23 protein-coding genes are annotated in these 24,410 nt (G+C 57.6%); 9 read left to right on the top strand and 14 right to left on the bottom strand.

The window, feature by feature from the left end:
• Nucleotides 1–3: 3 nt before the first annotated feature.
• The 3 genes from AQ1_RS14375 (at nt 4) to AQ1_RS02650 (ending at nt 1,897) form a co-directional block, all read left to right on the top strand.
• Nucleotides 4–828 carry an alpha/beta hydrolase family protein gene (locus AQ1_RS14375; RefSeq protein WP_052370826.1) on the top strand — a complete coding sequence of 275 codons (825 nt, stop codon included), beginning with the start codon at nt 4–6 and terminating at the stop codon, nt 826–828.
• The gene (locus tag AQ1_RS02655; protein ID WP_042083858.1) at nt 825–1,295 is read left to right on the top strand and encodes a cupin domain-containing protein; all 471 of its coding nucleotides are present in this window, start codon (nt 825–827) and stop codon (nt 1,293–1,295) included. The genes AQ1_RS14375 and AQ1_RS02655 overlap by 4 nt, the downstream gene beginning before the upstream one ends.
• A gap of 134 nt (nt 1,296–1,429) precedes the next feature.
• Nucleotides 1,430–1,897, top strand: a complete 468-nt coding sequence (locus tag AQ1_RS02650) for a TspO/MBR family protein (protein ID WP_042083857.1) — start codon at nt 1,430–1,432, stop codon at nt 1,895–1,897.
• A 50-nt stretch (nt 1,898–1,947) separates the two neighbouring features.
• Here AQ1_RS02650 and hemA read toward each other — a convergent pair whose 3' ends face one another.
• From hemA to bchF, 14 genes are read right to left on the bottom strand one after another with little or no spacing between them, the layout of a single operon-like run.
• The gene (hemA, locus tag AQ1_RS02645) at nt 1,948–3,168 is read right to left on the bottom strand and encodes a 5-aminolevulinate synthase (RefSeq protein ID WP_042083931.1); all 1,221 of its coding nucleotides are present in this window, start codon (nt 3,166–3,168) and stop codon (nt 1,948–1,950) included.
• Nucleotides 3,168–4,076 carry a putative photosynthetic complex assembly protein PuhE gene (gene puhE, locus AQ1_RS02640; protein ID WP_052370824.1) on the bottom strand — a complete coding sequence of 303 codons (909 nt, stop codon included), beginning with the start codon at nt 4,074–4,076 and terminating at the stop codon, nt 3,168–3,170. Before puhE ends, hemA begins: the two co-directional genes overlap by 1 nt.
• 10 nt (nt 4,077–4,086) lie before the next feature.
• Nucleotides 4,087–5,145, bottom strand: coding sequence for a magnesium-protoporphyrin IX monomethyl ester (oxidative) cyclase (acsF, locus tag AQ1_RS02635; protein ID WP_042083853.1), 1,059 nt, complete (start codon nt 5,143–5,145; stop codon nt 4,087–4,089).
• Nucleotides 5,142–5,438 (bottom strand): hypothetical protein, encoded by a 297-nt coding sequence (locus AQ1_RS02630; protein WP_042083851.1) that lies wholly within the window; start codon nt 5,436–5,438, stop codon nt 5,142–5,144. Before AQ1_RS02630 ends, acsF begins: the two co-directional genes overlap by 4 nt.
• Nucleotides 5,435–5,923: a photosynthetic complex assembly protein PuhC gene (gene puhC, locus AQ1_RS02625; RefSeq protein ID WP_042083848.1), complete on the bottom strand. Its 489-nt coding sequence runs from the start codon at nt 5,921–5,923 to the stop codon at nt 5,435–5,437. The genes AQ1_RS02630 and puhC overlap by 4 nt, the downstream gene beginning before the upstream one ends.
• A gap of 12 nt (nt 5,924–5,935) precedes the next feature.
• Nucleotides 5,936–6,631, bottom strand: coding sequence for a photosynthetic complex putative assembly protein PuhB (gene puhB, locus AQ1_RS02620; protein ID WP_042083845.1), 696 nt, complete (start codon nt 6,629–6,631; stop codon nt 5,936–5,938).
• On the bottom strand, nt 6,628–7,437 hold the full coding sequence (gene puhA, locus AQ1_RS02615) for a photosynthetic reaction center subunit H (RefSeq protein ID WP_042083843.1): 810 nt from the start codon (nt 7,435–7,437) through the stop codon (nt 6,628–6,630). The genes puhB and puhA overlap by 4 nt, the downstream gene beginning before the upstream one ends.
• Nucleotides 7,438–7,458: 21 nt before the next feature.
• Nucleotides 7,459–8,892, bottom strand: coding sequence for a PucC family protein (locus AQ1_RS02610; RefSeq protein ID WP_042083841.1), 1,434 nt, complete (start codon nt 8,890–8,892; stop codon nt 7,459–7,461).
• The gene (gene bchM, locus AQ1_RS02605) at nt 8,889–9,638 is read right to left on the bottom strand and encodes a magnesium protoporphyrin IX methyltransferase (protein ID WP_042083924.1); all 750 of its coding nucleotides are present in this window, start codon (nt 9,636–9,638) and stop codon (nt 8,889–8,891) included. Before bchM ends, AQ1_RS02610 begins: the two co-directional genes overlap by 4 nt.
• A complete protein-coding gene (bchL, locus tag AQ1_RS02600) occupies nt 9,638–10,531 on the bottom strand; it encodes a ferredoxin:protochlorophyllide reductase (ATP-dependent) iron-sulfur ATP-binding protein (protein WP_042083838.1) in 894 nt (297 codons plus the stop codon). Before bchL ends, bchM begins: the two co-directional genes overlap by 1 nt.
• On the bottom strand, nt 10,528–14,328 hold the full coding sequence (locus AQ1_RS02595) for a magnesium chelatase subunit H (RefSeq protein WP_042083835.1): 3,801 nt from the start codon (nt 14,326–14,328) through the stop codon (nt 10,528–10,530). The genes bchL and AQ1_RS02595 overlap by 4 nt, the downstream gene beginning before the upstream one ends.
• Nucleotides 14,303–15,853 carry a ferredoxin:protochlorophyllide reductase (ATP-dependent) subunit B gene (gene bchB, locus AQ1_RS02590; RefSeq protein WP_042083833.1) on the bottom strand — a complete coding sequence of 517 codons (1,551 nt, stop codon included), beginning with the start codon at nt 15,851–15,853 and terminating at the stop codon, nt 14,303–14,305. The genes AQ1_RS02595 and bchB overlap by 26 nt, the downstream gene beginning before the upstream one ends.
• Nucleotide 15,854: 1 nt before the next feature.
• On the bottom strand, nt 15,855–17,126 hold the full coding sequence (locus AQ1_RS02585; protein WP_042083831.1) for a ferredoxin:protochlorophyllide reductase (ATP-dependent) subunit N: 1,272 nt from the start codon (nt 17,124–17,126) through the stop codon (nt 15,855–15,857).
• Nucleotides 17,123–17,665, bottom strand: coding sequence for a 2-vinyl bacteriochlorophyllide hydratase (bchF, locus tag AQ1_RS02580; protein WP_042083829.1), 543 nt, complete (start codon nt 17,663–17,665; stop codon nt 17,123–17,125). The genes AQ1_RS02585 and bchF overlap by 4 nt, the downstream gene beginning before the upstream one ends.
• Nucleotides 17,666–17,967: 302 nt before the next feature.
• Between bchF and AQ1_RS02575 the strand changes: the two genes are divergently transcribed.
• From AQ1_RS02575 to AQ1_RS02550, 6 genes are all read left to right on the top strand, one after another.
• On the top strand, nt 17,968–18,900 hold the full coding sequence (locus AQ1_RS02575) for a cobalamin B12-binding domain-containing protein (protein ID WP_081837027.1): 933 nt from the start codon (nt 17,968–17,970) through the stop codon (nt 18,898–18,900).
• 129 nt (nt 18,901–19,029) lie between these two features.
• Nucleotides 19,030–20,448, top strand: coding sequence for a transcriptional regulator PpsR (gene ppsR, locus AQ1_RS02570; protein WP_042083921.1), 1,419 nt, complete (start codon nt 19,030–19,032; stop codon nt 20,446–20,448).
• Nucleotides 20,449–20,567: 119 nt separating this feature from the next.
• Nucleotides 20,568–21,458, top strand: coding sequence for a chlorophyll synthase ChlG (chlG, locus tag AQ1_RS02565; protein WP_042083825.1), 891 nt, complete (start codon nt 20,568–20,570; stop codon nt 21,456–21,458).
• Nucleotides 21,459–21,463: 5 nt separating this feature from the next.
• Entirely contained in the window at nt 21,464–22,855 is a 1,392-nt protein-coding gene (locus tag AQ1_RS02560) for a BCD family MFS transporter (RefSeq protein ID WP_042083920.1), read from the top strand.
• 2 nt (nt 22,856–22,857) lie between these two features.
• Nucleotides 22,858–24,051, top strand: coding sequence for a geranylgeranyl diphosphate reductase (locus AQ1_RS02555; protein WP_042083822.1), 1,194 nt, complete (start codon nt 22,858–22,860; stop codon nt 24,049–24,051).
• 40 nt (nt 24,052–24,091) lie between these two features.
• Nucleotides 24,092–24,361: a hypothetical protein gene (locus tag AQ1_RS02550; RefSeq protein ID WP_042083820.1), complete on the top strand. Its 270-nt coding sequence runs from the start codon at nt 24,092–24,094 to the stop codon at nt 24,359–24,361.
• Nucleotides 24,362–24,410 lie beyond the last annotated feature (49 nt).

Here is a 24,410-nt window from a genome sequence, read left to right as displayed (position 1 = left end):
TCTTTGAGCCGGGATATTAAGGAATCCGATCTGGTTGCGAGCGAAGTCGTTCGTTTTGCAAGCTATGATGGGTTGGAGGTGCTGGGATTGCTCTATCGTCCCCATGGGGCCGAAGCCGATGCGCCGGTGCCTGCGATGGTGTGGATTCATGGGGGCCCGGGGGCGCAAAGCCTTGCCCAATATAATATGGATATCCAGTATCTGGTAAATCAGGGCTATGCGGTTTTTGCGATCAATAATCGGGGATCGCGCGGCTATGGCAAAACATTCCGCGAAATGGACCGTCGTCGCCATGGGGAAGCGGATCTGGGCGATGTCATCGCCTCTCGCGGCTTTCTGGAGAGCATTCCCTGGATTGATAGCCAGAAAATCGGCGTGATGGGTCGCTCTTATGGCGGCTATCTCACTTTGGCGGCGGTCACCTTCCATCCCGATGTTTTCGATGTGGCCATCAATATCGTCGGCTTTTCTGATTATATCAAAAACATTACCGAAGGGGCCTGGCGTTTGCCCCGATTGGGCGCCGCTTATGATGAAGTCGGCCATCCTGAACGCGATGCCGAACGCCTGAAGCGCATTTCGCCCCTCTTTCAGGCTGATAGGATCGCCGTGCCCATGCTCGTGCTGGCAGGGGCCAATGATGTGCGGGTGCCGGTTGCGCAAAATGATCAGCTCGTGGCGGCAGCCCGTGCCAATGGGGCGGATGTGACCTATATCGTTTTTGCGGATGAAGGCCATGGATTCCGTAAGAAAAATAATCGCATCACCGCGCTTCAGGCCTATAAAACCTTTCTCGATACGCATCTGAAAGAAGGGGGTGGATCATGAAAGCATCTGCCCTTTTGATGGTGGCGGCCCTGATTGCAGGGCCGGCATCCTTTCAATCAGCAAAGGCCGGCGAACCCGATGAACAGGGCTTTGTCCGGGTGGCACCAGACGATTTGCAATGGCAGGATCTGCGTCCCGGTCTGTCATTTGCGGTTCTGGAAGGCGATCCCACATCGGAAGGATTTTATATCCTCCGGGCCCGGTTTGCGCCGGGCACCCTCAGCCGGCCCCATTATCACCCAAAGGATCGTTTCATCACGGTTATCGAGGGTACATGGTGGACCGGCACCGGCCCGGTCATCGACAAGGCATCCGAAGTGCCCCTGAAGCCGGGAAGCTATATGAAGCATCCCGCAGGGGCACCCCATTATGATGGCTCCAGAGGCGGCACGGTGATTGTTGAAATCCGGGGCATGGGCCCGGCACCGCTGATTTATGTCGATGCAGATGGGCATCCGATCAAATAGCCCGCATCGTCTCGCCCTAAGGGTCAGGACCCTTGCTTCAGAGGCGAGAGAAATGCCGGGATTGATGGATCAGGCTTGCCATCAGGGGGTTCGTTGCCCATGCTGAACACTATGTTCGGCATGAAGGAGCGCTTATGCGCGAGTATCTGGTTTTGGGCGGATTTCTGCTTTTATGCTTCATCGCAGCCAGCTCGGGGGCCTTTTTTCGCCCCGGTGATTGGTATAAAGCCCTGGAAAAGCCGCGCTGGCGGCCCCCTGATTGGCTGTTTCCGCCGGTGTGGAGCATTTTATATCTGATGATCGCCTTTTCCGGCTGGCTGGTCTGGAAACAGGCGGGCTTTGCCGGAGCGGGGGCATTGGCGCTGTCGGTTTATGGCCTGCAGCTTGTGCTCAATGGCTTGTGGTCGGCGGTTTTTTTCGGCCTTCACCGCATTGGCTTGGCCTTGATCGAGCTGTTTTGCCTGTGGCTTTCGGTTTTGCTGATGATCGCCCTGTTTTATCCCCTTAGCCCGCTGGCGGCCTGGCTGCTCGTTCCTTATGCACTCTGGGGCAGCTTTGCGATGGCTTTGAATGCACGCATCTGGTGGCTCAATCGCGGCTGAGCCTGATCGGCAGGCAAAGCCGCGATGACAGCGAGCTTCAGGCGGCAGTTTCAGGCGGCGGCCACCCCCCGGGCAAGGGCACATTCAGACCAGATTGCCCCTAAGCTTTCCATCAGATAGCGGATATCTTCATCGCTATGCACGGGTGATGGGGTAATGCGCAGCCTTTCGGTTCCCTTGGGCACTGTGGGATAATTGATCGGCTGCACATAGATGCCATAATCCTGCAACAGCCGGTCGCTGATCATTTTGCATTTCACGGGATTGCCCACCATCACCGGCACGATATGGCTGTCGTTTTTCAGATGCGGCACCCCCATGATATCAAGCTGGCGGCGCACGGCCGCAACCCTGTTCTGGTGGCGCTCGCGTTCGCTGTTGCTTTGTTTCAAATGCTGGATGCTCGCCCGGGCGGCGGCAGCGCAGGCGGGGGGCAGGGCGGTGGTGAAAATGAAGCCCGATGCAAAGCTGCGGACGAAATCGCATAATTCGGTGGATGCAGCGATATAGCCCCCCACCACGCCAAAAGCCTTGCCCAAAGTCCCCTCGATCAAAGTGATCCGATCCATCAGGCCTTCGCGTTCGGCAATGCCACCGCCGCGCAGGCCATAAAGCCCCACCGCATGCACTTCATCCAGATAGGTCATGGCCCCGTATTTTTCGGCGACATCGCAAATTTTGGCGATGGGGGCGATATCGCCATCCATGGAATAAACCGATTCAAACGCCACGATCTTGGGCCGCTTGGGGTCGATCTGCGCTAAACAGCGTTCCAGATCCTGGGGATCATTATGCTTGAAAATGATCTTTTCGGCGCGGCTGTGGCGAATGCCTTCGATCATCGAAGCATGATTGCCCGCATCCGAGAGCACCACACAGCCGGGCAGACGCGAGGCCAAAGTGGTGATGGCCGCCCAATTTGAAACATAGCCCGAGGTAAAGAGCAGGGCTGCGGGCTTGTGATGCAGATCGGCCAGTTCCTGTTCCAGCATCACATGATCATGGGTGGTGCCGGAAATATTGCGGGTGCCGCCTGCACCGGCGCCGCAGCGATCAATGGCTTCGTGCATGGCGCTGAGCACGGCGGGGTGCTGACCCATGCCCAGATAATCATTCGAGCACCACACGGTAACTTCTTTGGTCCCATCCGGGCGATGATGGCGGGCGCGGGGAAAATCCCCCTGTCTGCGTTCAAGCTCGGCAAAATGGCGGTAATTGCCTTCATCGGCGAGGCTTTGCAGCTCGGCACGGAAAAATTCATCGTAATTCATCATGGTCTCCCGGATGGACTTGGTGCCAAAGGGCCTTCAGGTCCATGGCTGTTTCTGTTGGCATCGCCAGCAACAGCTTTGGGAGCTGTAAAATCGGATGCGATGGAGCGGAGTGGATAACTATCGGTTTTCGTTTTGGACGATGGGGCCTCACGCTGTTCCCACCAGCGCCATAAGGCGGTCAGCGGTAAAGGCAGAATGAGAAACCAGTGTTCGATGATGGCCAAGGCGGCCATGGCGGAAAGGGCGGTGGCGCTCATCAGGGCAAAAGAACCCGCAGGGGCAGCTACGGCTTTATCGATCAAAATCCATAAAATCGCCAGAGCCAGAAGCTGCGAAATCGGAAAAAACGGGTTCATGTCTTTGGTTTTGAGAAAACTTTTGAGATAAAACAGATGCGCGGGCACCCAATGGGCGCTGACATTGCGCACCCCCAGCATCACATTGATGCGGGCGCTTTGATGCATGAAAGTGATCAGGACGAACAGATGAAAGGCCAGTTGATTGGGCTGATCCCATGTCAGCCAGAACAGCGCCAGCCCGGTGATCAGGATTGAGAGTTCATGATAAAGGCTCACCCCCAAAGCATGGCCCCAATGGCGCGGACCCCGGCAGCCCGGGGTGCACAGCACCCGCCTTGGTCCGGTGATATAGCCCAGATAAAAGCTTAATTCCTGCCAGGCCCAGGCGATCAGGCCGCAGCCAAAGGCAATATAGGTGGATGCAACCGATGTGCTGCCCGCACTATATCCAACCCCATAAAGGGCCAAAGCAAACAGAACGGTGCCGCCCGCCATCGCAGCCGGAAAAGTTTGCGGGTTCCGACGATTGAGAAACAGCACAAGCCCGGTGCTGAACCACCAAAGGAACAGAGCGTAAAAAATCAATGCTGCGGGATGGGTCAGCACGTGTTTGTCCTCACCAAGCCGGGGCCATCAGCACATTTTGCGGCAGATCATGGCGTTTCACTGGTAAGCAATAAAGCCGGGCGAAGGTGCCCGCCGTTAAAAGCCCCAATCCCATGCGTTTCACAAAAGAAAATACGCCGCCCTTTTCCCGGGCATCCTGCATCTGATCGGCATAGCGACGCAGGCGTTCGAGCCCTGCGCTGAAAGCCGGATGATCAAGATCAAGGCTCAAGGGGAAAACCTGCTGGGAAATGGCATTGGTAATGCGGAAAACCTGCATGTCATAATCGCGGGGGCTAAGGCCCAAAGCCTTGTGAAACAAGGGGCGATTATGATCGCGCACATACATCGTGGCATAAACTGCGAGGCAGAAAAAACGAATCCACAAGCGATTATGGCCTTTCAAAAGCTTTGGACTGGCGCGCATCACCAAAGCCAAAGCCTCGCCATGGCTGTATTCATCCTGACACCATTCATGGAACCATTTGAAAATCGGATGGATGCGTAATTCCGGGTGACGCTCTAATTGCCGATAGATGGTGATATAGCGGGCATAGCCGATTTTTTCTGATAGATAGGTGGCATAGAAAATGAACTTCGGCTTGAAATAGGTATATTTCTTGGCCTTGGTCAAAAAGCCCAGATCAACGCCGATGCCAAAATCGCGCAAGGTATCATTGATGAATCCGGCATGGCGGGCTTCATCCCGGCTCATATAGCGAAACAGATCCCGCACATCGGGATTTTTCGCGCGTTTCTTGATTTCCGCATAAAGCACGCAGCCGGAAAATTCCGATGTGACCGAACTGACCAGAAAATCGATGAATTCCCGGCGCAGGCCATCGGGCATGGCATCAATATCGACCTGATCGAATTCGGCGCTGCGCTGGAAATGATCCTTGTTGGGATCTTTGCGAAAGCGATCCATCAACTGATCCCATTCCCGGCGCACCGGGCTCACATCAAGCTGATCCAAAGCTTCGAAATCGGTGGTGTAAAAGCGCGGGCTGAGCATGGTGCTTTCCTGCGCCATGCGGGTGGTTTCATTGGGGGTGTTTTGGCCGCTCATGGCTTCCTCCTCGGGGAAAAACTCACCTCATAAAGGCCGGTAATTTCAAAAATGGCGGTAAAGCAGGCCCATTGGCGGGCCAGCCAGCCTGCGCGCCGCACATGGGCTTGTCGGCGCAATAAAAAACGGCTGTCATGGGCGGCCTCGATGGGATCGCCCGCAACCTGCACCACATCACCGGGATTGATCTCGATCCCGCCCCCTAAAAGCACATGGGCATGGAGGCTGTCATGGCTGCGTTCCACCGCGATCCGGCAGGGGACAGAAAGATTTCTGGCGCTGTTTTTCTTCATGGTGCGGTCCTTTTTGCAAGCGCTCCAGCCGATGGGATCAAAACCGCAAAGGCTCCGGCATTGGTGGGTCCAAAGGCATTGAGATCGACCAGCCGCCCGGTTTCGGGGTCTTGCAGGGATAAACGGCCATTGGCCCAAAGGCTCAGGCGGAAAGGCGTTTGGGCGCTGATGCCATGGGCCATCCGCTCTTGTGCCAGGCTGCGCATCATGGCGCGGGTAAAGCCATGGCCACCGGCTTCGAGGCGGGCGATTTCCTGCCCTGTGGCGGCATCGGTCACGATCACCGCGCCGCTTTCATGATCGGCGAAATAAAGGCTGCGGCTGCTGACCAGTTCGGCTTCCGGCGGGGCGATATGATAGCTGCCGGTCCACCGGCTCAGGGCTGCGGTAAGGATGGTCAGCCCGATCAGCCCCGCTGCCGCCAGCAGAAAAACCCGGGGGAAATGCTCGATTCTCTCTGTGGTGCCGTGCTGATGGGTGGCCATGATGTCTCTCCTTCATTCCGCCGCAGCAAAGCCGCGTAGCCGATCACGGGCCTTGGCCCCGGATTTTTCGGCCTTGCGGCTTTGGGTGGCCTTTTGGCTTTCACTGGTGGGGGCGCTTTGCTCTTGCTGGTGAAAATCGGCCAAAGCCCGGGCCAGAATCCGCGTGGCCTGATCCCCATCCGATAAACCGCGCAGCATGGGTTCGGGCCGATTGATCCGCCATGGCCGCACATGGGGCCACAGCAGGAAAAAGGCCGGGCGGTTTTCCCCTTCGAGGCTCAGCACGAGATCGGTGCTGTGATCGGAATGGGTGCGCTTGGCCGCGGATTGAATCACAGTGAAGGGGATATTGATGCTTTTCGATAGTGCAATTCCACAGCGCATCACCACCCGGCGATTGGTGATGGTATAGGCGGTGGTGCGGGCCGTGCCCCAGGCAAAAGCCCATAAGATGCCGCCGCCGATTACAGCCGGGATCAGCAAAAGGGCGGAAAGTCGCATGGTTTCAGCCCAGGGGCTTTGGTCGGCAATGCCGCTGATCAGTTGCCACAGGATCAAAATCCCGAAATAGCCGAGAACCAATCGGATATGAAAGGCATGGCGGGCCAATGCCTTGGTCTGAGGGGCCCCCTGCCACAGAATATGTTCATCGGCGGGGGGCTTTTCCGGCAGGCCATATACCGGCTCGAAATGATCGTCTTCGCTCATATCAATGGCTCCATCCGGTCGGGTGTCGCATAAAGCAGGCCGCCACCGTAAAAACCGCAGATCTTGTCTTCTTCAAGCAAGGTGACCTGATCGCGGGAAGCGGTGCGCGGCACGGCTTGGAATTGATCGGCGCGCAAGGCCCGCACATAAACCCCGGGCTGAACCGGATTGATGCCTGAAAGCCGGGCGAAATAGCCCTTCGGGCCACGGATGCGGGCGAAATTGATGGGGAGCAGCAGGCTGCCACCTCCATCCGTGGTTTCGATCTCAAGATAGCGGGCGAGATATTCCGAACAATCCACCCAAAGATCGCTGATCACCCCGGCTTCCTTGCCATCGGCCCCATAAACGGTCATCCCCCGGGGATCATTATCCTCGGCTGCGGGATAAAAGCTTGTGGCCAGCCGCAAAGGCAGGATTTTTGGCGCGCCATCGATGGTGAGATCAGGATGATCATGGCGTTCGGCATAGGCTGCCGGACCCACGCCATCGGCCATGGGATCGCCGGTGGGATCATAAGGCGAGCCTTCAAAGGCATAGCGTTTTTCAAGCTTGTGGCTGCGACTATCCCGAAGACCGCTGAAGGTTTCGCGCACCGGGCCATGGGCCAGCTTGAAGCTTTTGGGTTTTTCGGGCACCCAGATCAGGCCGTGATCTTCAAGCGCGCCATTATCACGCTCCAAAGGATAGCCTTCCCGGCGATCTTCGCGGCGCAGATAAAAAATCAGCCCCGCAAAAAATAGCCAGAATGCATATAATACCATTTGCGCTACATCGAGCGAGCTGGTGATGGCACCGGGTTCCATATCGTCCTCCTTGGCTTCGGGTCAGCCGGGAAAATCCCCAAGTCCGAATTTCGTTTGATCTGTTTCAGGGGCTTTCAGGCTGTGGCGAACCAGCGGCCCGATAGCGATGAGTGTTGCAAAAATCAGTATGATTTCAATGTGATAAACAGCCATATAGCCTGTGACCGGGCTGTTCAGCGCCGCCCCGAAAGCGCCGCTTTCGGCCCAATGGCCAATCGCATCGCGGGCGAGACCGCCAAAGCTGATGGCAAGGCCGGTGGCGGTGGCCTGCACGGCCCCGAAAGCCCCCAGCGCCAGCCCGCTTTGCCCGTCTTTCGCCAAAGCCATGGCCGCCGTCAGGCTGCCAACGCCAAAAAGGCCGCCGCCCAAGCCGATCAGCGTGGTGCCGGCCTGGAATAAAAGCACCGATTGAAAGGGCTGGGATAAAATCACCAATGGAAAGGCAACCAGCCCGGTGATCGCCCCGAATGCGGCGATCCGGCAGGCATCATCCCCCTGATCAAGGGCGCGGGCGGCAAGGAAGAAGCCCACCAAAGTGCCCCCCGCCAAAAGGGCGGTGAGGCTGGTGGTGGCGCTGACCGAAAGGCCCAGAATTTCACCGCCATAGGGTTCGAGCAGAATATCCTGCATGGCGAAAGCCGCCGCCCCCAGCCCGATGGCAGTCAGCAAACGGGTCGGGCGGTTTTCCCGCATGAATTCTTTCCAGGCAGCCTGAAAAGGAACGCGGGGCTGATCAAAAGCGGTGCGGCTTGGATCGCGGGCTTCCTGCTTCCACAAAGCCGCCAGATTGAGCAAGATGGTGATCACCGCCGCACCCTGCACCACTTGAATGAGGCGCAATTGGCTGAAATCTTCGAGCAAGGCCCCGATGATCAGGGCGCTGGCCACCATGCCGAGCAACAGCATCACATAAAGCAGGGCCACCACCCGGGGGCGGCTGGCCTCCGGTGCCAGATCGGTGGCGAGGGCAAGGCCGGTGGTTTGGGTGATATGAAGGCCCGCGCCCACCAGCAAAAAGGCCAAAGCCGCCCCCACCTGACCGATGAGGATCGGGCCATGGGTATCGCCTGATAAAATGAGCAAAGCAAAGGGCATGATCGCAAAGCCGCCAAATTGCAGCAAGCTGCCCATCCAGATATAGGGCACCCGCTTCCAGCCCAGAAAAGAGCGGTGATGATCCGAACGATGGCCGATCAAAGCCCGCAAGGGGGCAAAAACAAGGGGCAAAGCGATCATGATCGCCACAAGGCTTGCGGGCACGCCCAATTCAACGATCATCACCCGGTTCAATGTGGCATTCAGCAGCACAAAAGCCATGCCGACACTGATTTGGAACAGCGCCAATCGCAGCAGCCGGGGCAGGGGCAAATCCGCCGTTGCCGCATCGGCAAAAGGCAGAAATTGCGTGCCGATCCGGGTCCAGCCCTGCACTATGGAAAAGCGCTGCCTGCTCATCGGCGGGTCACCTCCAGCGCCTGGCTGATGTAAAAACCGCTTTTGATCCGCCGGGTGCGATGCGGTCCGTGATCTGCCAGACGGGCGTCTGTCAGAATGCGGTCGATCAGCATCCGTTCGGCCACCGGCTCGATGGCCGGGGCGCGATCGCCCCGGGGAAACAACCGGCCCATCAGATGCATCATCGCCAAAAGCCGGGTGCGCGGCGCAAAACTGAACAAAACGGGGCCTTTAGAAACAGCCGTCAGTGCGGCCAGCGCCGCCAGCAGATCATCGATCTGATAATGAATGAGCGAATCCATCGCCACCACATAATCAAAGGGCCGGGCTTCATCCTGCGGGCTGGTGATCAGGCGACGATCGAGCATATCGCCCGAAAGAAAGCGGATGCTGCCGCTTTGGGGATGGGTGGCCATATCCTCGCTAAGATTTTGGGCCATGCGCTCTTTGGCAATGCCGATCAGGGTGGGCGAAAGATCGATGGCGGTGACATGGGCGCCCCGGCGTGCGGCTTCCATCGCCAAAGCCCCGGTGCCGCAACCGGCATCCAGCACGCGGCATCCGCTCAGATCAGCCGGCATCCAATCGAGCAGGGTGCGGCGCATCTCGTCGCGTCCGGCCCTGACCGTTTGGCGAATGGCGCTGACCGGGGCATCAGAGGTGATCCGCGCCCAGGCATCGGCGGCGGTGCGATCAAAATAATCCAAAAGCAGGCCGCGCCGGGCGATATAGCTGTTGCTGGCCATCATTCAAATCCCAACAGATCGAAAATATCCCGATCCTTTACCGGGGTCACTTCAAGGGGGGAGACCCCGGCCCATAAAACCGAGGCAAGGCGCATATATTCCTTTTGCACGGCGGCCAGTTCGGGGCTGTCTTCCATTTCAAAAAGGGTTGATTTCTGCAAACGGCTGCGGCGGATCACATCAAGGGATGGAAAGCGCGCCATGGTTTTCAGGCCCACCCGTTCATTGAATTTGTCGATCTGATCGGTTTCATCGCTGCGATTGGCGATGCAGCCGCCTAAACGCACATCATAATTTTTGGCTTTGGCCCGGATGGCGCCTAAAATCCGGTTCATCGCAAAGATCGAATCGAAATCATTGGCGGTGATGATCAGCGCCCGATCCGCATGTTGCAGGGGGGCGGCAAAGCCGCCGCACACCACATCGCCCAGCACATCAAAGATCACCACATCGGTATCTTCGAGCAGATGATGTTCCTTCAAAAGCTTGACCGTTTGCCCCACCACATAGCCGCCGCAGCCGGTGCCCGCCGGGGGGCCGCCCGCCTCGACGCACATCACGCCGTTATAGCCTTCATACACAAAATCCTCGACACGCAGTTCCTCGGCATGGAAATCCACCTGTTCAAGGGCATCGATCACCGTGGGCACCAGTTTTTTGGTCAGGGTATAGGTGCTGTCATGCTTGGGATCGCAGCCAATCTGCAAAACCCGTTTGCCCAGCTTTGAAAAGGCCACCGAAAGATTGGACGAGGTGGTGCTTTTGCCGATTCCGCCCTTGCCATAGATGGCAAAAACCTTGGCCCCCTCGATTTTCATCGATGGGTCGAGCTTGACCTGAACGCTGCCTTCGCCGTCAGGGCGGGCGGATCGTGTCAATGTTGCGGTGGTCATGCGGCTACTCCTGCGCCAATACCTTCCAGCCGATCCTCCAGATCCTCGCCTGCTCTTTGCAGATCGGCGAGGGTGGCGGCATCAGGGGTCCAGTATTTGCGCTCATGGGCTTCAAGGAGGCGGTTGGCCATTTTGGCCGAAGCCGCCGGATTCAGTTTGGCCAGGCGATTGCGCATGGCGTCGTCGAGCAAAAAGGTCTGGGTCAATTGTTGATAGACCCAGGGCTGGACTTTGCCCGTGGTGGCAGACCAGCCAACTGTATTGGTAAGGGCCGCCTCGATCTGGCGAACGCCTTCATAGCCATGATCGAGCATGCTTTCATACCACACCGGATTGAGCACCCGGGTGCGGGTTTCAAGGCTCACCTGCTCATCAAGGCTGCGGACCTTGCCGGTGGCCTGGGTCTGGTCGCCGATATAAACCGGCACCGGTTGGGCGCGGTTGCGGTTGGCGGCCCGGCTGATCCCGCCCAAAGTATCGAAATAATGATCGATGGTGGTAACACCCAATTCCACGGAATCCAGATTCTGATAGGTGAGATCCACATCTTTCAACATCGCGCCGAGCAGGGCCGATTGCGGGGCCGCTTCCCCTTTGCGGTTATAGGCAAAGCATTTGCGCCGGGTATAGGTTTCCGCCAGTTCGTCTTCATCATCCCAGCAGCCGCTATCCAGCATCAGATTGACATTCGCCCCATAAGCCCCATCGGCATTGCTGAACACCCGCAAAGCCGCGGTTTCAAGATCGCAGCCATGGGCAGCCTGATAGGCAAGGCTGTGGGCCCGGATGGGATTATCCTCAGGGGCTTCATCGGCCGAAGCCGCAAGCCATGTGGCTTCGGCCAGAATCCGGGTTTGCAAAGGCAGAAGATCGCGGAAAATGCCGGATAAGGTGACCACCACATCGATCCGTGGACGCCCCAATTCCGATAAAGGCACGAGGGCGGCCCCACACAGCCGGCCATAGCTATCGAACCGTGGCCGCGCCCCCAAAAGCGCCAGCACCTGTGCAATCGGCCCGCCTTCGGATTTCAGATTATCCGTGCCCCATAAAACCATCGCCACGGATCGGGGCGCGGCCCCATGATCTTCGCGGTGACGTTGGATCAGCAGATCCGCCTGTTTTTGCCCATCGATCATGGCAAAGGCGCTGGGAATGCGGAAAGGATCAAAGCCATGGATATTGCGCCCGGTGGGCAGAATATCCGATGTGCGCAAAAGATCGCCCCCCGCCACCGGCTTCACAAAGCCGCCATCAAGGGCATGGACCAGCGCGGGCAATTCATGATCATCACACAGCATGGCATTGGCATGATGCAGCCGGGTGAGAAGCGCCTGCCATTCGGGATCACGGGCCTGTTGCTCGCTGGCAAAGCTGTAGAGGCGATCAGGACCGGCCCCATCCACAAGGGCATCGAGCAGATCATCGGCCAGCGCGGTGCCTTGGACTGTTTTGGACATGGCCGCCAGCAGATCGCGCCGTTCGGCCCGTTCATGGGGCACCCCAATTTGATGCAGGCCATGGGGGATGAGGGTATATTCCAGTTCATGGATGCTGGCCTTGATCCCGGCAATCGCCCGTTCTTTGTCATCAAAGGGGGTATCGGGGGTGATCAGATCAAGCTCCATGGCCTGGATCTGGATCAATTCGGCCAACGCATCGCGCTCGGGCTGCCGCGTTCCATCAAGGCTACGCCAGCGATCAAGGGTTTCTTTCAATTCGCTCAAACCGCGATACAGCCCCGCCTCGGTAATGCCCGGGCTGAGATAGCTGATCAGGGTGGCTGCCGAGCGGCGCTTGGCGATGGCTCCTTCCGATGGATTATTGGCTGCATAAAGATAAAAATTGGGCAGGCTGCCGATCAGCCGGTCCGGCCAGCAGGCAGCGGTCATCCCGGTTTGCTTGCCGGGCATGAATTCCAAAGCCCCATGGGTGCCGAAATGCAAAACCGCATGGGCTTTGAAATCCTCGCGCAGATAGCGATAAAAGGCGCTGAAGGCATGGGTGGGCGACAAGCCTTTTTCAAAGAGCAGGCGCATGGGATCGCCTTCATAGCCAAAGGCAGGCTGCACGCCCACAAAGACATTGCCAAAATGCGCCCCCAGCACAAAAATCGATTGTCCATCGCTTTGGGCGCGGCCCGGTGCGGGGCCCCATTGGGCTTCGATTTCAGCCAGATAGGGTTCGCGGCGCACATGATCATCGGCACTGATTTTCACCGCCACATTGGCTTCGGCGCCATGGCGGGCGGCATTGCCGATCAGGATCTGATCGCGCAGTTCATCCACATCGGCGGGCAATTCCACCTTGTAACCTGCGGCATCAAGGGCCTTCAGGCTGTTATAAAGGGATTGAAACACCGATAGAAAAGCCGCTGTGCCGGTGCTGCCCGAATTGGGCGGAAAATTAAACAGCACAATGGCCAGATGGCGCTCGGCCCGTTCACTGCGCTTCAAAGCCACCAGATGGGCCACGCGATCCGCCAGCCTGTCGATGCGATCCGGCTGGGCGATCATATGACGATCCCCAGCGCTTGGATCCTGCGCCTTGCCGCCCTGGCTCAGGCGATGGCCCCGGCCACCGATCACCATCGGCCCGGTGGCGCCATCCAGTTCGGGGATCGCCACCATCATCGTGGCTTCCATCGGGGTGAGGCCGCTTTCGCCCTGTTCCCATTGCTCAAGGGATTGAAATTCAACCGCATGGGCGGCCAGATAGGGCACATCGAGCCGGGCCAGCATATCGGCGGCGGCTGTGCTGTCATTATAGGCAGGGCCGCCAACAAGGGAAAATCCGGTCAGGGATAACAGGCTGTCGATGGTCGCCACCCCCTTGTCCATGAAAAAGCGCTCGATCGCCGGGCGGCAATCCAAGCCGCTGGCAAAAGCCGGGATCACCCGCAGGCCACGGCTTTCAAGGGCGGTGATCACGGCATCATAATGCGCGCAATCGCCCGAAAGCACATAGGATCGCATCACGATCAGCCCCACCGTGCCCACAGTGGTTTGGGATTTGCGTTCGGATTTCGTCGCAAAAGCGGGCAGATCATTCAAATCTTCGCTCATCCGATGGCCATGCAGGCCCTGATCGCCCTTCGCGGCTTTTGCCATGCGGGGATGATAAAGCCCCACATCGGGATAGCAGACCGGCTCTTGCGGGCTATAGTTTTGGCCCAAAGCGGCGCGGCCTTCGGCGGCATAGCGGCCGATCAGATAACCGGCCATATGGGTGATATTGTCTTCGGAGCCCGCCAGCCAATATTGCATGGTCAGGAAATAAGAGCGCAGATCCTGAGCCGTGCCGGGGATGAAGCGCAGAATTTTGGGCAAGCGGCGCAGCATGGCCATTTGCCCGGCGCCCGAGCTCGATTGGGATTTGCCACCCTTGCCCCGCAGCTTTTTCAAAAGCGCCATAGGCCCCTTGCCCGAGCCATCCATATTCAAACGGCCAAGGCGGGTGAGTTTGATGATCTCGCCCGATGACATGATGCCGATCATCGCATCGCAATGGGGGCGGCGGGCCTGCAAAGCCGGCAGGATGGCCTCGCTTTGATCTTCCAAAAACAGCATGGTGACCAGAATGATATCGCCTTCGGCCACGGCGGCCTTGCAGCGTTCCAGCGCGGCCGGGCTATGGGCCCAATCCACGGCGGCATGAAGGCTGAGAGAAAAACCGGGGCAGATCGTTTGCAGCCGCGCCGCCGCCCGTTCCGCCGAGGCAGACAGGTGGCTATCAAGGGTGATGATGACCATGCGGACAGACCGCTTGGCCTTATCGTCCGAAATGCGCTTTGGCATCGTATAATACATCCAGGTTGATCATTGTCAGGCCGCGATCCCGGGCAAAAATCTCGGTATTGCGGCGGGCTTTGCCCCGCACGAAAAACGGAATTTTGCGCAGTTCGCGGGCGGCTTCATCATTCCAGCCCAGGTCTTGGGGGGTGTGCTCCTTGCTGTCGTCAGTCTCGTTCCGCCGGGCCCCTTCGCCTGCCAGATGCGATGGAGCGGCATCATCGGAAAATTCAAAATCATCGCGGAACATGCCCAAAAGATGTTCCTCAAGGCCCATCATCAGCGGATGCACCCAGCTATCAAACAGCACATTGGCGCCTTCAAAACCCATTTGCGGGGAATAGCGCGCCGGGAAATCCTGCACATGCACCGGTGCTGAAATCACCGCACAGGGCAGGCCCAAACGCTTGGCGATATGGCGCTCCATCTGGGTGCCTAAAATCAGTTCGGGGCGGGCTTCGATGATCGCGGCTTCGACCGCCAGATAATCGTCGCTGATCAAAGGCTCGATCCCCAGTTCCTCGGCCATGGTGCGCACATCACGGGCAAATTCGCGGGAATAGGTGCCGAGGCCAGCAACGGTGAAGCCCAGTTCTTTAGAGGCAATGCGCGCGGCTGCCACGGCATGGGTGGCATCGCCGAAAATAAAGACCCGCTTGCCGGTCAGATAATTGGAATCGATGGAAGCCGAATACCATGGCAGGCGCGAACGGTCGTCCGCCAAAAGCGCCGACGCATCAACCCCGGACAAAGCCGCCACTTCGCGGATGAAATCGCAGGTCGCCCCCACCCCGATGGGAATACATTTGGTGAAAGGCTGGCCAAAGCTGCGCTTGAGCCATTGGGCCGTGTTGTCGGCGATTTCGGGATAAAGAACGACATTGAAATCCGCTTCCCCCAAACGGGCGAGATCGGCAGGCGTGGCATCAAGGGGGGCGGTGACCGAAATTTCGATCCCCATGGATGTCAAAAGCCCGCGAATTTCCGCCAGATCATCACGATGGCGAAAGCCCAAAGCCGTGGGGCCAAGAATATTGCAGCGCGGTGCCCGATCCGCTTTTGCCGGTGCATCGGCGGCATCGGTTTTTGCGGGGGCCGCCAGGGTGCGAACAAGCTGATAGAATGTTTCCGCAGCCCCCCAGTTTTCCTTGCGCTGATAGGATGGCAACTCCAAAGGAATGATGGGCACCGGCAGATTCAAGGCCCGGCCCAGACCCGCCGGATCATCCTGAATCAATTCAGCGGTGCACGATGATCCCACCAAAATCGCCTGCGGCTGAAAGCGTTCATAGGCCTGCTTCAAGGCGGTGGTGAATAGATTGGCGGTATCGCTGCCCAGATCGCGGGCCTGGAAGGTGGTATAGGTTACCGGCGGGCGGGTTTTATTGCGCTCGATCATCGTGAATAAAAGATCGGCATAGGTATCGCCCTGCGGCGCATGAAGCACATAATGCACCCCACGCATGGCGGTGGCGATGCGCATGGCGCCTACATGGGGCGGGGCTTCATATGTCCAGATGGTGAGATCCATATCAGGCCACCAATCTTGTGCGGCGATCAAGGGGCCGGGCAAATAATTCAGCCAGATCACCGGCCTGCTCGAAACCCTGGATCGGGGTGAAAACCAGCTCGATGGACCATTTCGTGGTCATGCCATGGGCCTCTAAAGGATTGGCAAGCCCCAGCCCGCACACCACGATATCGGGTTGCGCCGCAAGGCAGCGATCAAGCTGTTTATCGACATCCTGACCTTCGCTGAGCATCACATCTTCGGGGAGCAGATCGAGATCGGGCGCCATCAGCCTTTGATTGATGAAGGGGCTGCCCACTTCGATCAGGCGCATCCCCAGTTCCCGCGATAAACACCGGGCAAGGGGAATTTCAAGCTGCGAATCGGGGAAGAAAAACAGGCTTTTGCCTTCCAGCATCGGCCGATAATGATCCAGCGCCCGTTCGGCCCGGGCCCGCTTTGGGGCGATCAGGGCTTCAAGGGTTTTGGGGGCCACGCCCATGGCCTCACCCGCTGCCTGCAGCCACAGGCTGGTACCTTCGGCCCCCAGCGGAAAGGGGGCGGGGATGAGCTGTGCACCCCGTTCGGTCAGGGCTTTGGCGGTATCGGTCAGAAAAGGCTGGGCCAAAAGGATATGGGTATCGGGGCCAATCGGCGGCAGGGCATGGGCCCGGCGGGGGGGGAAGAAATGCACATCGCCAAATCCGGCATCATTGGCTAAACGGCTGATCTGATCTTCCACCACATCCGCCAATGTTCCGGCAATCAGCAAGGACGGAGCCGCGCCTTTCGTGGCATCGGGCAGCACCGGCACCATCGAGGCCAGACAGGCATCTTCGCCCTGGGTGAAGGTGGTTTCAATCCCCGAACCGGAATAATTGAGGATGCGAACATCGGGGGAAAAGCGCCCCGAAAGCCGATGGGCAGCGCGGGACAGATCGAGCTTGATCACCTCAGACGGGCAGGAGCCCACAAGGAACAGCAGCTTGATATCCGGCCGCCGGGCCAGAAGCTGATCCACCACCCGATCCAGCTCTTCATTGGCATCAGACAGCCCGGCCAGATCGCGTTCATTGATGATGGCGGTGCCAAAGCGCGGTTCTGCAAAGATCATCACCCCGGCTGCCGATTGCATGAGATGGGCGCAGGTGCGTGATCCCACGATCAGGAAAAAGGCATCCTGAATTTTGCGATGCAGCCAGATGATCCCGGTCAGCCCGCAAAAAACCTCGCGCTGGCCGCGTTCCTTCAAAATCGGACGATCCAAATGGGGACGGGGGATGGTCGTGCTCATGATACCGGCTCCTCGTCGAAATCCCCAGGTGCCGCATTGGGCGCGGAATGGGATGGCCGGGCGGCATGATCAAGCCGGGCCCGACGCAGCTTGTATAAGAATTGCGCGGCATTCACGGCATAGGTGGCATAGGCGGCCAAAGCGATCAGCATCTGATCGCGGGGTGATAAAAAGCCGAACAACAAGCCCGCCAGATACAGGCTGTGCAGGGCGATCACCCCCATCGAGACGACATCTTCCCAGAAAAAGGCGGGAGCAAAGAGATATTGCCCATACACATCATGCTCCCATAAAGAGCCGGTGATCATGATGGCGTAAAGAAATCCGGTTTTGACGAGAATCGAAAGTGTTGCCGCCCCATAGCCATTGGCTGTGACCAGATAATGCACCACCAATGACAGGCTGATCAAAAACACCACGGCCTGAGCAATGGCCAGAATGCCCTGGATCCGGGTCCAGCGCGAGGCATCGCGCCGCAGCCTTTCCTGCGCCGTATAAAGGGCGGGGCGTTTCTTGGTGCTGGCAAAGGTCCGGGTCACAGCATCGTCCTTGCATTCATATGCCTGCTAAAAGGGCCGATCTCGATTGGCCGCAGGCTTTGGGTCACAGGAAACAGACTAACCGCGACTCTCCAGAACTGTCAATCTAGATTTACGTCAGAAAATCATTACAATGATGCGGAAATAAGCTGGAATTATTATTGTGCGCCTGCACAAAACAGTAAAAATAATTGCGATCAATCCTGATTAACTCACTGTTATTGTTGGAATGTCTGATTTAATTAGATTATTGACGCTTTTCTGTGTAAACTTTTGGCTTCATATCAGAGCGGGGATTTACCATGCCAAATATGTTCCGAGGGGAAGACAGCTTCAGTAATCATATGGCGACATCCTTATCGGATGCGCAGGAAAGGACGTCTTCAAAACCGCAAAGTTCCGCAGAGTCTCGCCGCGATATGGCCTCTTCAACAGCATCGGATATGCCGATCAGCAAGGCACGGTTCGGCGAATGGGCGTCTGCCATCGAAAGCGACATCATTCCGCGTTTGTTGATGGCCTGTCGTGGCGAGGATCAAAGCAACGCCAATGAGTCGTATGATGTTTGGCTTCCCGATCCCAAGGATATCGAACGGTTGACCCGCATCATTCTGGCCGGGGATATCGATGCCGCTGAAATGATGCTGGATCGTATGCGCGACAATGGGGCCCGAATCGAGACCTTGTGTTTGGGGATTTTTGCCCCCTGTGCACGGCGGCTGGGTGATTTATGGGAAGATGATGATGCGGATTTCGCGCAGGTGACCATGGCGATGGGATCATTGACCTATTTATTGCGCAGTTTATTGCATGGCCATCCGGATGCGCCATCGGGAATGACCCGCACGCGCCGGGCACTGATGATCACCGCACCCAATGAGCAGCATATTTTCGGTTCGACGATGGTGTGCGAATTATTTCGGATCGCTGGCTGGTATGTCAGGAATGCCTTGGGATGGAGCCGACAGGAACTGGTTGATCAGGTGGCCAATGACCATTTCATTATCGCGGGCTTTTCCGCCAGCGGCGATCAAGAGCTTGAATGGATAAAAAAAACAATTAAATCATTACGACGTCATTCATCAAATGGATCACTTTATATCATGGTGGGTGGTGCGCTTTTTCTTGAAAAACCGGCCATGGTCAAATATGTGGGGGCGGATGTCATGGCGAGCAATGGAAAGCAGGCAACCTTGCTTGCCGAAACGATGGTCCGACCCCGGTTGGCGCAATAACGTCTTTTGTCGATTGATCGTGCCGGGTTTGTGTGGCGTGCGTTGAAAGGCAAAGGCTGCACAAGTCCGGCTTTTGTTTGTGCTGGATTTGGGCGGAATTTTGATCTGAATGTTGGAAAGATTGCTCCCGTGAAACACTTCAATGCTGTCAAGGAAACGATTGGTGATTTGAAAGCGGATGTCGCTGGCATGGTGATTGCCGCCTCCGCTGATATTGCTTTGATCGTTGATCGTGATGGCGCGGTTCTGGATCTGTCTTATGGCGAGGGTGATTTTCGCATCGAAGGATCGGATCGGTGGCGCGGGCGCTTTTTGCGCGATCTGGTGACGCCCGAATCTTTGGGCAAGGTGGAAAGGATGCTGGCGGGGGCGGCGGCCAATGAACGGCCACGCTGGCGCCAAATCAATCATCATGCCAAACCCGGCGATATTCCGGTGCAATATCTGGCTCTGCCCCTGACCACCACTGGCCATTATGTGGTCATTGGCCGCGAAATGGGGACAATGGCGCTGTTGCAGCAAAAGCTGATCATGGCCCAGCAAACCATGGAACGCGATTATGAGCGGTTTCGCCATGCGGAAACCCGCTATCGTCTGCTGTTTCAGATTTCGGGTGAGGCTATTTTGGTGGTCAGCGCCCGCACGGGCAAAATTGTTGAGGCCAATGCCGCCGCCAGCCGTATTCTGGGCCATCAAAAAGGCGATCTGGTGGGCCAAAATTTCTTCAGCGGTTTTGATGAAAAAAGCACCGATGATATCCACAGCCTGCTCGAACAGGTGCGCACGGGCGGCACCTGTGAAGATATCAGCGTCAAGCGCAGCGACAATGCCCACAGCTTTTTCATGTCCGCTAATCTTTTCACCCATCACAAGGATGGCTTGTTCTATCTTTTGCGGCTGAAGCCGGTTGAAGACAGTGAAAGCGCATCGATGGTGCCCCGGGCGAAAGCGCGCATCATCGAGGTGATGGAAAAATCCCCGGATGCCTTTGTGATGACCGATCAGCAGGGCATCATTCAGGCGGCCAATCGATCCTTTTTGTCATTAGTGCAGTTGGTTGCCGAACAGCAGGTTCTGGGGCAATCCCTTGATCAATGGCTGTGGCGGCCCGGTGTTGGTTTGAATGTGCTGTTGGGCACCTTGCGCGAAGAACAAACGGTGCGATTGTTTTCCACCAGCATTCGCGGCGAGATGAATGCCGTGACCAAGGTCGAGATTTCAGCCGCTGCGGCCACAAGGGGTGATGAGACCTGCTATGGCTTTGTGATTCGCGATGTCGAGCGGCGGTTCAAAGGCATCGGCGATTTTGAAAAAGATGCGGGCGGTTCCAGCGAAAGCATGACCGAACTCGTGGGGCGTGTGGCCTTGAAAGATATCGTGCGCGAAACCACCGATGTGATCGAGCGGATGTGTATCGAAGCGGCCCTTGAAATGACCCATGACAATCGCGCTTCGGCGGCAGAAATGCTGGGGCTGAGCCGACAAAGCCTATATGTCAAGATGCGCCGCTATGGGGTGGGTGAATTCAACAGTCAGGATCGCGATTAAAGGAAGGGCGGCTTTGGCCGCTTTTTTTGTTTTTCATGATCCCTTTTTCGCCCGACTTTTCCCACCTGCATCTGTCAATCCAAGTTGACAAATAAAACCGTCAATCATATCGTGAATGCATGTCACGATTTGTCCCATCAGCGGCGCTTGAACTCCTGAAGCCAATCACATGGTTTGCTCCGATGTGGGCCTATATGTGCGGCATCATTTCATCGGGCGTGGCGCTGTCTGGCCATTGGCTGATCATCGGTCTGGGCGTTTTGCTGGCGGGGCCAATGGTCTGTGGTACCAGTCAGGCGGTGAATGATTGGTTTGATCGTCATGTGGATCAGATCAATCAGCCTGAACGCCCTATCCCTTCGGGGCGCATCCCCGGCTCCTGGGGGCTGATCATCGCTGTGATCTGGACCGTTTTATCCGTTATCCTGGCCACTTTTCTGGGGCTTTGGGGCTTTTTGGCGGCGCTGTTTGGCTTGGCTTTGGCCTGGGCCTATAGCGCCCCGCCTTTTCGTTTAAAGCGCAATGGCTGGTGGGGTAATGCGGCTGTGGGCCTGTGTTATGAAGGGCTGCCGTGGTTTACCGGGGCGGCGATCATGGCGGCGGCTTTGCCCGGCGAACGGGTTTTACTTTTTGCCGGGCTTTATAGCCTGGGCGCCCATGGCATCATGACATTGAATGATTTCAAATCGGTGGAAGGCGATCTGAAGATGGGGATCGCCTCTTTGCCAGCCCAGATGGGTGTGGATCGGGCGGCGCGCTTTGCCTGCATCGTGATGCTGATCCCCCAGCTAGTGGTGGCCGCCCTTTTGTGGTTTTGGCAAATGCCCATCTATGCCGCCACCTTGGGGCTTTTCATTCTGGTTCAACTGGTTTTGATGCGGCGATTATTACAAGCCCCCCGCCTGCGCGCGCCCTGGTATAATGCCACCGGCACCAGCCTTTATGTGGGGGGGATGTTGCTGGCGGCTTTTGCTTTGCGGGCTTCATCCATTGCGGGAGAGGGGCTGTGAGCAAAATGGGGCGCACAATGAGCTGGCCGGGGATCATCCGCTTGGGGCTGGTGCAGGCGGCTTTGGGGGCGATTGTTGTGCTCACCACATCAACCATCAATCGGGTGATGGTGGTGGAATTGGGCCTTTTGGCGATTTTGCCCGGCTTTCTGGTGGGGCTGCATTATGCGATCCAGATTTCGCGGCCCCGCATGGGCTATGGAGCCGATGCGGGCAGGCGCTGCACCCCGTGGATCATCGGGGGCATGGCGGTTCTGGCTTTGGGCGGGGTGATGGCGGCCCTGTCGGTGGCGCTGATGGCCCAATATCTGGTGCCGGGGATCATTCTGGCGGTTTTGGCCTTTGTCATGATCGGGTTGGGCGTAGGGGCCAGCGGCACCACGCTTTTGACCCTGATGGCCAAACAGGTGGCCCCAGCCCGGCGCGCCGGGGCGGCGACCCTTGTGTGGGTAATGATGATCATGGGCTTTATCCTGACCGCCACCATCGCGGGGGCCTTTCTTGAGCCTTTCTCGCTGCTGCGTCTGATCATCGTCACCAGCATTGTTTCCGGGTTGGCCTTCGGGCTGGCGGTGCTGGCGATCATGGGGTTGGAAAAGACCCCGGATCACGAGGCCATGGCGGTGGCCGACCACAGCCAAAACCAATCCAGCGCACAGACTAGTTTCCGCGCGGCTTTGATCGAGATTTGGGGCGAGCCGAAAGCCCGGCTTTTTACCCTGTTCGTGTTTCTTTCAATGCTGGCCTATAGCGCTCAGGATCTCATTCTCGAGCCCTTTGCCGGGATGATTTTTGGCTATAGCCCGGGCCAATCCACGCAATTGGCGGGGCTTCAGCATAGCGGTGTTTTGCTGGGCATGGCGCTGGTGGGGGTGGCGGGGAGCTTTGCCGTTATCCGCCGCTGGCTGCCCACGAGCGTTTTCATGATGGCGGGCTGTGTGCTTTCGGCTCTGGCGCTTTTGGGATTGGTGATGGCGGCCATGATCGGTTCGGACTGGCCATTGGTTCCCACGGTTTTCTTTTTGGGCTTTGCCAATGGGCTTTTTGCGGTGGCGGCCATTGGCACGATGATGGCTCTGGCCAGCGAAGGCCGGGCCGAGCGGGAAGGCACGCGCATGGGGCTGTGGGGCGCCGCGCAGGCCATTGCTTTTGGGCTTGGGGGGTTTATCGGCACGGCCGGGGTTGATCTGATGCGGTTTTTCTTTGCCGACCCGGCTTTATCCTATGCGGTGGTTTTTGCCGCCGAAGCTTTTTTGTTCCTATTGGCCGCGGGTCTTGCCCTGCGGGTTAAAGGAATGATGGCAGCCAAAGGGGCGGGGGAAAGTGTCTCACGCCCATCGCCTGCCATGCCGGCAAAAGCGCCGTCGGTTCCCCTGTTTTCAATGGAAGGGTCTTAGCCATGTCCGAGTTGTTCGACATCTGTGTGGTGGGAGGCGGCCCGGCCGGGGCCACTGCCGCCGATGAATTGGCGCGGGCAGGCTTTCGCACGCTTTTGCTGGATCGGGGCGGACGGATCAAGCCCTGCGGTGGGGCCATTCCCCCTCGGTTGATAGCAGATTTCAATATCCCCGATCATTTGCTGGTGGCGAAAGCCAGCTCTGCGCGGATCATTTCCCCCAGCCATCGCCATGTGGATATGCCGGTGGAAAAGGGCTTTGTGGCTATGGTTGATCGCGATCAATTCGATGATTGGTTGCGGAAGCGGGCAGCGCAAAATGGTGCTGAATTGCGGATTGGGCGGTTTAAAACTCTGGAGCGCGATGCGGATGGAATGGCCCGGCTGATCTATCAGGGCCCGGATGGCAGCGCCCATTCGATCCGGGCGCGGCGGGTGATCGGGGCAGATGGGGCCAATTCGGCGGTGGCGCGGGAAGCCATGCCGGAATTGGGGCGGCCCCAATGCGTTTTTGCCTATCATGAAGTGATCAGGCTGCCCGAAAAAGCGGTGGCGGGCTATCGTGATGATCGCTGCGATATTCATTATCGGGGGGATTTATCGCCAGATTTTTATAGCTGGATTTTTCCCCATGGGGAAACGGCCAGCATTGGCACCGGTTCGGCGGTGAAGGGCTTTTCCCTGCGCCAAACCGTAAGCCGCCTGCGCGATGAAACCGGGCTTGCAGGGGCTGAAACCCTCCGCTGTGAAGGCGCGCCTTTACCGCTGAAGCCCTTGAAACGCTGGGATAATGGCCGCGATGTGATATTGGCGGGGGATGCGGCGGGGGTGGTGGCCCCGGCCTCTGGCGAAGGCATTTATTATGCCATGATCTGTGGCCAGATGGTGGCAAGTGCGGTGGTGCAAAGCCTGCTAACCGATGATGCTCGATCCCTGGCGCAGGCGCGCAAGGCCTTCATGGCAGCGCATGGCCGGGTTTTCTGGGTTTTGGGGGTGATGCAATCTTTTTGGTATTCATCGGATAAGCGCCGCGAACGCTTTACCACCATGTGCGGGGATCGCGATGTGCAAAGGCTGACATGGGAAGCCTATATGAATAAAAAGCTGGTGCGGGCCCATCCGGCAGCGCATCTGCGCATTTTCATGAAAGATATGGCGCATCTTCTGGGGCTGGTTTCACCGGGGCGCGTCCCTTGAAAAGAGGGCGGGTGGCGGCGCATCGAGGGCGGATGATGGGATGAAAGAGCTGGTCTTGTCGGGCGATCTCATCCTTATTGCCCTTATCTTTATGCTGGTTGAAAGCTTAGGCCTGTTCTGGTGGTGGCGGTGGAAAAAGCGTGGGCTGAACCCGTCGCAGATCATCCGCCTGATGCTGCCCGGTGCCGCGCTTTTTCTGGCGCTTCATGCGGCCCTCGGGCTGCAATCATGGTCTTTGGTTTTACTGTGGATATCGCTCGCCCTGGTGTTTCATCTTTATGATCTCAAAAGCCGATGGACCGGGGTGTGAGGTGCCATGATATGACCATGACCCCAGCCCCGATCCATGCAGGCGATCA

Origin of the sequence: Iodidimonas nitroreducens, from assembly GCA_000710935.1 — a bacterium.
Taxonomy (GTDB): Bacteria; Pseudomonadota; Alphaproteobacteria; order Sphingomonadales; family Rhodothalassiaceae; genus Iodidimonas; species Iodidimonas nitroreducens.
This window is presented reverse-complemented; position numbering and strand designations above follow the sequence as displayed.